At 55.6% G+C, this 8,480-nt stretch carries 8 protein-coding genes and 1 tRNA gene; 6 read left to right on the top strand and 3 right to left on the bottom strand.

What is annotated here, in order from left to right; all coding sequences use genetic code 11:
• Positions 1–26 precede the first annotated feature (26 nt).
• From V7665_RS13920 to V7665_RS07790, 6 genes are all read left to right on the top strand, one after another.
• The gene (locus V7665_RS13920) at positions 27–134 is read left to right on the top strand and encodes a SnoaL-like domain-containing protein (RefSeq protein ID WP_442955195.1); all 108 of its coding nucleotides are present in this window, start codon (positions 27–29) and stop codon (positions 132–134) included.
• Positions 127–1,536, top strand: coding sequence for a peptide MFS transporter (locus tag V7665_RS07810; RefSeq protein ID WP_335663973.1), 1,410 nt, complete (start codon positions 127–129; stop codon positions 1,534–1,536). Before V7665_RS13920 ends, V7665_RS07810 begins: the two co-directional genes overlap by 8 nt.
• Positions 1,533–2,120, top strand: coding sequence for a VOC family protein (locus tag V7665_RS07805; RefSeq protein WP_335663972.1), 588 nt, complete (start codon positions 1,533–1,535; stop codon positions 2,118–2,120). The genes V7665_RS07810 and V7665_RS07805 overlap by 4 nt, the downstream gene beginning before the upstream one ends.
• Complete coding sequence (locus V7665_RS07800) at positions 2,117–2,623, top strand: YybH family protein (RefSeq protein WP_335663971.1); 507 nt, start codon at positions 2,117–2,119, stop codon at positions 2,621–2,623. Before V7665_RS07805 ends, V7665_RS07800 begins: the two co-directional genes overlap by 4 nt.
• Before the next feature lie 3 nt (positions 2,624–2,626).
• On the top strand, positions 2,627–3,988 hold the full coding sequence (locus V7665_RS07795) for an APC family permease (RefSeq protein WP_335663970.1): 1,362 nt from the start codon (positions 2,627–2,629) through the stop codon (positions 3,986–3,988).
• A gap of 210 nt (positions 3,989–4,198) precedes the next feature.
• A complete protein-coding gene (locus V7665_RS07790; protein ID WP_335663975.1) occupies positions 4,199–5,848 on the top strand; it encodes a recombinase family protein in 1,650 nt (549 codons plus the stop codon).
• Between the two features lie 237 nt (positions 5,849–6,085).
• Here V7665_RS07790 and V7665_RS07785 read toward each other — a convergent pair.
• The 3 genes from V7665_RS07785 to V7665_RS07775 form a co-directional block, all read right to left on the bottom strand.
• A tRNA-Thr gene (locus V7665_RS07785) sits at positions 6,086–6,161 on the bottom strand.
• A 30-nt stretch (positions 6,162–6,191) separates the two neighbouring features.
• Positions 6,192–7,064, bottom strand: coding sequence for a hypothetical protein (locus V7665_RS07780; RefSeq protein ID WP_335663969.1), 873 nt, complete (start codon positions 7,062–7,064; stop codon positions 6,192–6,194).
• A gap of 85 nt (positions 7,065–7,149) precedes the next feature.
• Complete coding sequence (locus V7665_RS07775) at positions 7,150–8,373, bottom strand: mechanosensitive ion channel (RefSeq protein WP_335663968.1); 1,224 nt, start codon at positions 8,371–8,373, stop codon at positions 7,150–7,152.
• Positions 8,374–8,480 lie beyond the last annotated feature (107 nt).

Here is an 8,480-nt window from a genome sequence, read left to right as displayed (position 1 = left end):
GCGACCAATTCGCCCTATTCATCGACATGGAAATCATCCGCCGCGCCACCGGCAAGCGCGAACCATTCAGCGAAATCGCCACCTACACCGTCCGAGACGGGCAGATTGTGGAAGAAAGATTTTTTTATGGCTGATGCATCCGTTCCCGTGACCGCGAATGACACCTCCTTCCTCGGCCATCCCAAGGGTCTCGCCTATCTGGCGTTCACAGAGGCATGGGAGCGGTTTTCCTATTACGGAATGGGGGCGCTGGTCGTGCTGTATATGGTTCAGGAATTGTTGCTGCCCGGTCATATTGAGAATGTTGTGGGCATGGCGACCTATCGGGGCGCGTTGGAAAGCGTGTTCGGACCGATGTCGACGCTGGCGCTGGCGAGCCAGACCTTCGGTTTCTACGGCGGCCTGGTCTATCTGACACCATTATTGGGCGGGTTTATCGCGGACCGCTGGCTTGGCGCGAAGAAAACCGTTTTGATCGGCGTGCTGCTGATGACCGCAGGCCATTTCGCCATGGCGTTTGAACAAAGTTTCCTGCTGGCGATGCTGTTGCTCGTCTTCGGGTCGGGCTGTCTGAAAGGCAATATCGCGGCGCAGGTCGGGCATCTTTACGCGGTCGAGGATGAGTCTCGCCGGACGCGCGGCTACACGATTTTCAGCACGGGCATTAATATCGGCGGGATGGCCGGCCCGCTTGTCTGCGGCGGTGTGGCGCAGGTTTACGGCTGGCATTATGGTTTCGGGACGGCGGGTGTCTTCATGCTGCTCGCCTGCGCGGTCTATCTAGTCGGGCAGAAACAATTGCCGGAACCGAATGCACGCGGACGTAGCCGCATCGTGGAGGCGCGGCTGACCCCTCATGAACGGCGCACGGTGGTATTGCTGGTCACGATCATGGCGATATCGATATTGCCGTCCATCGCTTATGGTCAGGGCTTCAACGTCGGGTTGATCTGGATATCGGAACATGTCGACCTGACGACATCCATCGGCAGTTTTCCAGTACCCTGGTTTAATTCGGTTGATGCCTTTGCCAGCGTCCTAGTGGCTCCGTTATTGATTCTATTCTGGATGGCTCAAGCGAGGCGGGGCAGCGAACCGGGCGATATCACCAAAATTGCTATCGCAGCGCTGATCCTGGCTGCGTCCCGGCTACTGTTGGCTGGCGGCGCTTATCTGGCGGGCGATGGCAAAGCCAGCCTAGTCATACCGATGCTCTCGTTCATTCTCTCCGGTATTGGCTTCATGTGGTACTGGCCAACCTTGCTGGCGCTGATATCCCGTCGTGCGCCCAAAAAGCTGGGCGGATTAATGATGGCATCGGTCTATCTCACGGCATTCTTCAGCGCCGTCACCGAGGGATATCTCGGTACCTTTTACGAGAAAATGTCGGCCGAGAATTTCTGGCTGCTGCATGTCGCAATTCCTTCAGCAGGAGCCCTGATGTTCCTGATCTTTGGACCGGCATTGAAGCGGGCAATGGACAGGCCTGATCCGGACATTCCCTCAATAGACAATGCAATTGGAGTTGCAACATGATCAAGTCGCCATCCGCACTCGTCCATGTGGTTTACCGAACCCGCCGGTTTGAAGAAATGCTGCAATGGTACGCGGTCGTTTTCGATGCCAAGGTCCAATATCAAAATCCCGCGCTCGCCTTCCTGACCTTCGACGAAGAACATCACCGCTTTGCCTTCGCTGACCTTGCCGTGATCCGCCCGGAGGAATCCGACAACAAGGATGATCGAGGCATGATTGGCGTCGATCATGTCGCCTGGGAATATGGTTCGCTCCTCGATCTGCTGGAGAATTACGAAATATTGAAGGCTATCGGAATTACACCCTATTGGTGCGTCAATCACGGCATCAGCGCCTCGCTCTATTATGCCGATCCCGATGGCAACCAAATGGAATTCGCGGTCGACGGGTTCGCGACCAAAAAGGAATGCGCAGACTATTTCCATGGCGAAATCATGGGCCAAAATCCGGTTGGAGCGGAATATGATCCGGACGATTGGCTGGCGCGACTGCGCAGCGGCCTGCCTGAGGAGGAACTTTTGGCAATCGATCCCGTCGCCGAGGTCTCGCCGATCCGGGGCAGAATGACGGAATCGATGCAATGAAACAACTTGTATGCCGCACCATCGCGCTGGCCATCAGCCTTGCGATTGCAGCGCCCGCTTTCGCCCAGCCGGGCAGCAATGCGCGCCAGCTGGAGCAAGCCATTGATCAGAGCCACCGCGCGCTGGAGGCCATCCTTAACGGCGATCCCAGCCTCTATCTTGCCTTATTCGCTGACCGCGATGACATCACGCTGGGCAATCCGTTTGGGCCGTTCGGACAGGGACGCGCGCAGGTCGCGGCAACGCTGGCAAATGCAGCGAACAAATATCAGCGCGGAACGGCGAGGGTCGAGGGGGTTGCCGTTTATGGCGATGGCAATTTTGTCTGCCTGGTCGAGATTGAACATGACCGGACGCAGTTGGCTGGCAGTGACGAGTTTTCCGAATTCAGCGTCCGTGTGACCAGCCTCTATGAGCGAATTAGTGGACAATGGAAGCTGGCACATCGTCATGCCGATCCGATCACCACCGCGCGGTCTGCGCAATCCGTGCTCGGGAAATAGGATATGATCGTGCAGCCAGCTTCCGCAGGCCACCTTCAGAAACGCCTCGGCCTTGCTTTTGGTCTAGCCGTCGGTATCGGAAGCGTGATCGGATCGGGCATCATGCGGGCTCCGGGGGTCATCACCAATGAAGTGCCCGATCCTTGGATCGCCATGTTGTTGTGGTTGGTCGGCGGCGTCTTCATACTGCTGTCCGCCAATATCACGGCGGAACTGTCCACAGCTCTGCCCAAGGCTGGCGGTTTCTATGTTCCTGTCAGAGAAGCATTTGGTGATTCCATGGGGCTGCTGGCGGGTTGGGCAACCTTCGCGGGTTATACCGCCGGAACTGCAGCGGTTGCCCTCGCTTGCGCCGACTTTCTGGGGATGGTTTTCCCATGGGCCGCGTCGCATGCACAAATGCTGGCAGCATTGATTGCGTTGGTGGTGACGGCTTTGAACTGGATCGGGGTTCAGGAAGGCCGGCTGATCCAGATCATCGGTACGGTCGTAAAACTCGGCCTGTTGTCTGTGGTGATTATTATCGCATTCACCGTTGACCCTGCTACTGCGGATTCGGCCGCCACGGCGAGCGCAGTCGTCGGCGGCGCGGTTACAATGGTTGGCATCATCACCGCCCTTCAGCTCATCGTGGGCGCCTATGATGGCTGGTATAGCGCCATGTTCTTTGCCGAAGAGGATACCGACCCCGGACGCAATATCCCGCGCGCGATGTTCCGTTCCTGCGTGATTGTCATCGCCGTCTATCTGACACTGAATCTCAGCATGTACATGGCATTGGATATCGCCACCTTGCGGCAGTCGGACCTGCCGGTCGCGCTCGTGGTGGAACGCGGCTTCGGTTCGATCGGCATGACTCTGGTTGCCCTGCTTGCTGCATTTATGACCGTTGTCACGCTCAATTCCCTGATCATGATCATGCCCCGCGTATTGTTTGGCATGGCACGCGACGGACTGTTCCTGCACAGCGCCACCCGCGTCAATCGGGGTGGCACTCCTGATATCGCGCTTCTGGTCTCGGCGGTCTTGACGGTCGGGCTGATATTCTCTGGCGGCTTTATCTTCGTGTTCAAGCTGATGGGCGCCTTATCGATATTCGTCAGTGTGCTCTATGCTGTGGCATTCTTCGCGCTCCGCCGCCGCCAGCCCGATCTGCCGCGCCCGTTTCGTGCCATCGGCTATCCGCTTCTCCCGATAATTGCCTTGCTGGTGAGCATTGCGCTGCTGGGTTCCTTCATTTTCGCTGACCCGATCAGCGGGCTATACATGCTGGGCTTGATCGCAATCTGCATTCCAGTCGGCATCGTGCTGCACCGCAGGCGGATTGCCCATCGAACGGCTGTCGGGTTTGTGATTGCGAAATGAGAGTCGAAGAGCAGTTTGAGGAACCCTTCACGGTTGGCGACCATCGAACAAAGGCGCTTGCATCACCGCAAGCTTGCCGCATAATATCAACCAACAGATGGAACCAAATACTCGCCTGTTTTAAAACGCCATATGTCTCAAATTATCTGACGACGGACATCTGAGCGTCGTTCTGCAAAACCCAATGGCCGCGGCGAAGGCGCAAAAACTATTCGCTGCGCTATCTATACTCGTAAATCAACCGAGGAAGGACTGGAGCAGGAATTTAACAGTCTTGATGCTCAGGCAGAAGCCTGCGCTGCCTATATAACCAGCCAGCGTCATGAAGGCTGGATCCCAGTTGACAAACAATATGATGACGGCGGATATTCAGGCGGAAGCATGGAGAGGCCAGGCCTTAAAAGACTGATGGCCGATGTCGAAGCCGGCAAGGTCGATGTCATTGTTGTCTACAAGGTTGACCGGCTAACCCGCGCCCTATCCGACTTTGCAAAGATCGTTGATGTACTGGATGGGGCAGGGGCCAGCTTCGTCAGTGTCACGCAATCATTCAATACCACCACCAGCATGGGCCGGCTGACATTGAATGTACTTTTATCCTTCGCGCAGTTCGAGCGCGAGGTGACCGGCGAGCGCATTCGCGACAAGATAGCTGCTTCTAAAAAGAAAGGCATGTGGATGGGAGGACCATTACCGCTCGGATATGATGTTAAGGACCGAAAGCTGATGATTAACAAGAATGAAGCCAAAACTGTCAGGCACATCTTCGAGCGCTATTGCGCGCTCAAATCCATCGGCGCGCTTGCAGGCGAACTCGAGCGCGATGGTATCCGCAGCAAACCACGAACCTATCGCAGTGGACGCAAGGCTGGTAATCAGATCTTTGGTAAAGGGGCCTTGGCCCATTTGTTGCAAAACCGCATTTTTATCGGCGAGATCACCCATAAGGACCAAAGCTATGCGGGCGAGCATAAGCCAATCATTGATCGCAAACTCTGGGGCACGGTGCAGGCCCTTATTCATGACAATCGCAACAATCATCGTTTGCAGTCCCAAGCTGATCAGCCGAGCCCATTTGCCGGGATGCTAACTGATGGATTGGGCAGGGCGATGACCCCAACACATGCCAAGCGCGGTAACAGGCGATATCGCTATTACGTTACGCGGCCGCAAAATATCGACGGTAAGTCGCCACGTGATGCATGGCGTATTCCGGCGAGTGAGATTGAGCGGCCGATCCAGGCGCGGCTTGCACTATGGCTGCGGGATGAGGCGAATATTGTAGCAACGCTCAGTGATTTAGCCAGCAAAGTGCCAAGCCAGAACTTGATCAGCGATTGCGCTGAGCTTGCGGTCAGAATCGAAACTGCCACGCCGTCGCGGTTGCGAGATATCCTGCTTGGCGTCAATCTGCAGATCAAACTGGCTGACGATGCCATTAGTTTAAGCTTTGATGCTAGTAAGTTGGCGCAGCATTTATACCCCAAGCTGAACGTCAGCGAGAGGAATGCCAACGTAAAAATTAGTATCGCGATGACCCTTGCCAAACGGGGTCAAGAACTGCGACTGGTATTTGCCTCCAGCGAACCGGTTCAAACCAAACGTATCGATGCAAAACTAATTGGTCTGATTGCGAGAGCAGAAGCTGCATACTTCACCTTGGCCAGCGGCGAATCGGTCCCTTCAGAGCAAAGGCCTCATCTGGCAAGGCTTGCGCGGCTTAAGTTTTTGGCTCCTGATATCGTTACTGCCATTTTGGAAGGGCGGCAGCCCGCCATGCTTAGCTCGCGAAAGGTATTGCGCGCGACAGGAATTCCACATTGCTGGAAGGCCCAGAGGGTGTTTTTCGGGTTTGAATGAGTAGAAATCTCGTCTTTTAAACCACAACACGCCAAAGCAACGAAATCCCCCAAAATCAGCATCCTAGGACACTTTTTGGCCGACGGAGAAAATACTCCATTTTCGGGTATTTGGCCGCAACTCAGCGGTCTCCGTGTCCTGGTCTGAACATACATATCCGCCAAAAGCCGCAGAACTGCGGTATTGTCAGGCCCGTCGTCCGCGAATTTGTGGAGACCGTAAATGCAGAGGACTGGGTGGTGCCGAATATCCGACTCGAACGGATGACCTACCGCTTACAAGGCGGTTGCTCTACCAGCTGAGCTAATTCGGCATGCACTGGATTTGCTGGGCGCTATTAGCGTCAAACCACGCCAAAGGTCCAGCCCTCTTTTTGCGCAATCTCATCGGTCATCACAGGTGGGTTCCAGAGCGCGGGATTGGCCGCTGTCTGCTTCATCCAGGCGGCAGTGATCAATGCATCGGTGCTGTGGTCGTCATAGCGAGCCAATCTTGCGGGCGTGGCCGTGTTTAACCGCGTCAGGGCGTGTTTGAGACCGGCGCGATCGCGGACTTTGCTGCGCCCCTTGGGCAGACCTGCGGCCAAAGCAGCGACGGTTGTATAAATCTCTACGATGACCGGGCCGTGATCGGGAACGGGATCAAAGGGCCAGACCGGGATGGCGCCGCCAAGCTGGTGCAGCATTCGCATCCCGGTCAGACTGGATTTCCCGACCTGGGCCGCACCGACCAGATTGAAACAACTGGCGCTATTGGCTTGCCCGGTGATGCGTTGATAGCGTTCAACTTCCCGCAAGCGACCGATACCGCCGGCGAACAAATCTCCGACATGGCCCCCGCCGTGGCGGAAATGCCGGCTCGTCTGCTGGTGGTTGAGAAAGCTGGTGGCGTTCAAATGCAGATCATCATCGCATATTGCATCCACTTTGCTCCACAGCGCTTTCGCACTGTCCGGGCTTTCTCTCCATTCAGGGAAATAGCAGCCCGTGTCGAGGAACGGCAGCGCCATCGACAGATCAAAACCGATCAACATGTCGCGCCGGTCCTGCGCAATACGCAACAGCCAGGCGAGCACATCTGTCCGCGACCAGCGCGGCATGGGAGTCAATAAGGCAGGCGGACCTTCGGGACCGATGACCGACACTGCAATGCCGTCCGGACGCTCGGTCTTGGCGCCGGACCAGTCGACGCAGGCAAAATGGGAGAAGCTTCGCACCAGGCGTCTTTAGCGGATCAAACCGGCAAAAGAAAAGGGCAGGTCCATCGGACCCGCCCTTGTTCTTTGATTTTTCGGCCAGTGCCTATTTTTTGGCAGCTGGCTTCCCTGCTGCAGGTTTGCGAGCAGCGGGTGCTTTTGGCTTTGGCGGATTGGCGTGGAGGTCTTCCAGCAGCTTGCCGGCGACATGGCGTCCACCCCAACCAAAGGCCAGTGCTGCTGCCGCAGCGCCGCCGATGACCAGAGCCGTGAATGCCGTTTGCACGATTTCCTGTCCGACGCCCATGAATTGCAGACCCATGAAGGTGAACAATATGATCGTTGCATAGCGCACGATGGATGACGCCATGCTGCCTTCAGCGGCACCACCGATAATCCGCGAGAGCAGATTGGCGATCAGGAAGCCGACAGCGATCACGATTGCGCCGAATATGACACGTCCGCCAAGTTCGAGAACCTGATCGAGGATTGATGTCAATTCTGCAAATCCGAGCAGGCGCATCGCCGCGATAGCAAAGAATAGCATGATCGCAACCTGAGCAATTCTCGCAACCACGGAGGTCAGCGAGGTTTTTGTTGGCAGAATATCGAGCGCAGCCATTGACTGATCGACGCCCAGGCCGGGCAGAATTTCAGTGATGATCTGAACCACGAACTTGCTGATCAAATAGCCGATACCCAAGATGATGGCAGCACCGATGATGTTCGGAATTGCCTCGAGGATCATGCGGAGCATATCGCTGGCCGGTCCTGAAACCGATTCCAGATTCAACGCTTCCAGCGCCAATATCGCGACCGGGATGATGATAAGAACATAAATGATTGTTCCGATCGTCTTGCTGATCGTCGAATTGCCGGTAACCGCGTCAATACCGCCGCGATTGGCCCATTTGTCAAAATCGACTGTCTGCAAGAAGGTCACGACAATGTCCCGGACAATCCGTGCAACGACGATACCGATAAAGAATATGATCGCAGCACCCATCAGGTTGGGAACAAAGCCCATGATCGAGTTGAGTAACGTCTGGATGGGTGCATCGACGCCGCCCAATCCGAGAACGCGAAGGATGATGAGCAGGCCGAACAGCCAGATCAGTAAAGATACAATTTTGCCGAGAGACTCCCCGACAGAAATGCCGGAGGATGTGTCACGCTGCAGAAACTTTACATTGTCGACAAGCTTGGCGAAGGTCCATTTTGCTGCCCTCGCTACAATCCATGTGCCGATGAGGATGATCAAGGCCAAACCCAGTTTCTCTCCCCATGCCATCATAAGCTCCGTATCCAGAGCATAATTGCCTATTCGCATCCCATCCATATAGCTTCCCCTATTCGGTTAGTTGTTACGGCTGAAACCTTCCTAGCACATTCAACGGCAAATAGACAGAAAGCAATATTTTCCTTGAAATGACCGGT

The organism is Parasphingorhabdus sp. (assembly GCF_036964675.1).
Classification (GTDB): domain Bacteria; phylum Pseudomonadota; class Alphaproteobacteria; order Sphingomonadales; family Sphingomonadaceae; genus Parasphingorhabdus.
This window is presented reverse-complemented; position numbering and strand designations above follow the sequence as displayed.

Coding starts and splice junctions, on each gene's coding strand:
- V7665_RS07795 (WP_335663970.1), top strand. CDS start 2,627: ATGATCGTGCAGCCAGCTTCCGCAGGCCACCTTCAGAAACGCCTCGGC.
- V7665_RS07810 (WP_335663973.1), top strand. CDS start 127: ATGGCTGATGCATCCGTTCCCGTGACCGCGAATGACACCTCCTTCCTC.
- V7665_RS07775 (WP_335663968.1), bottom strand. CDS start 8,373: ATGCGAATAGGCAATTATGCTCTGGATACGGAGCTTATGATGGCATGG.
- V7665_RS13920 (WP_442955195.1), top strand. CDS start 27: ATGGAAATCATCCGCCGCGCCACCGGCAAGCGCGAACCATTCAGCGAA.
- V7665_RS07805 (WP_335663972.1), top strand. CDS start 1,533: ATGATCAAGTCGCCATCCGCACTCGTCCATGTGGTTTACCGAACCCGC.
- V7665_RS07800 (WP_335663971.1), top strand. CDS start 2,117: ATGAAACAACTTGTATGCCGCACCATCGCGCTGGCCATCAGCCTTGCG.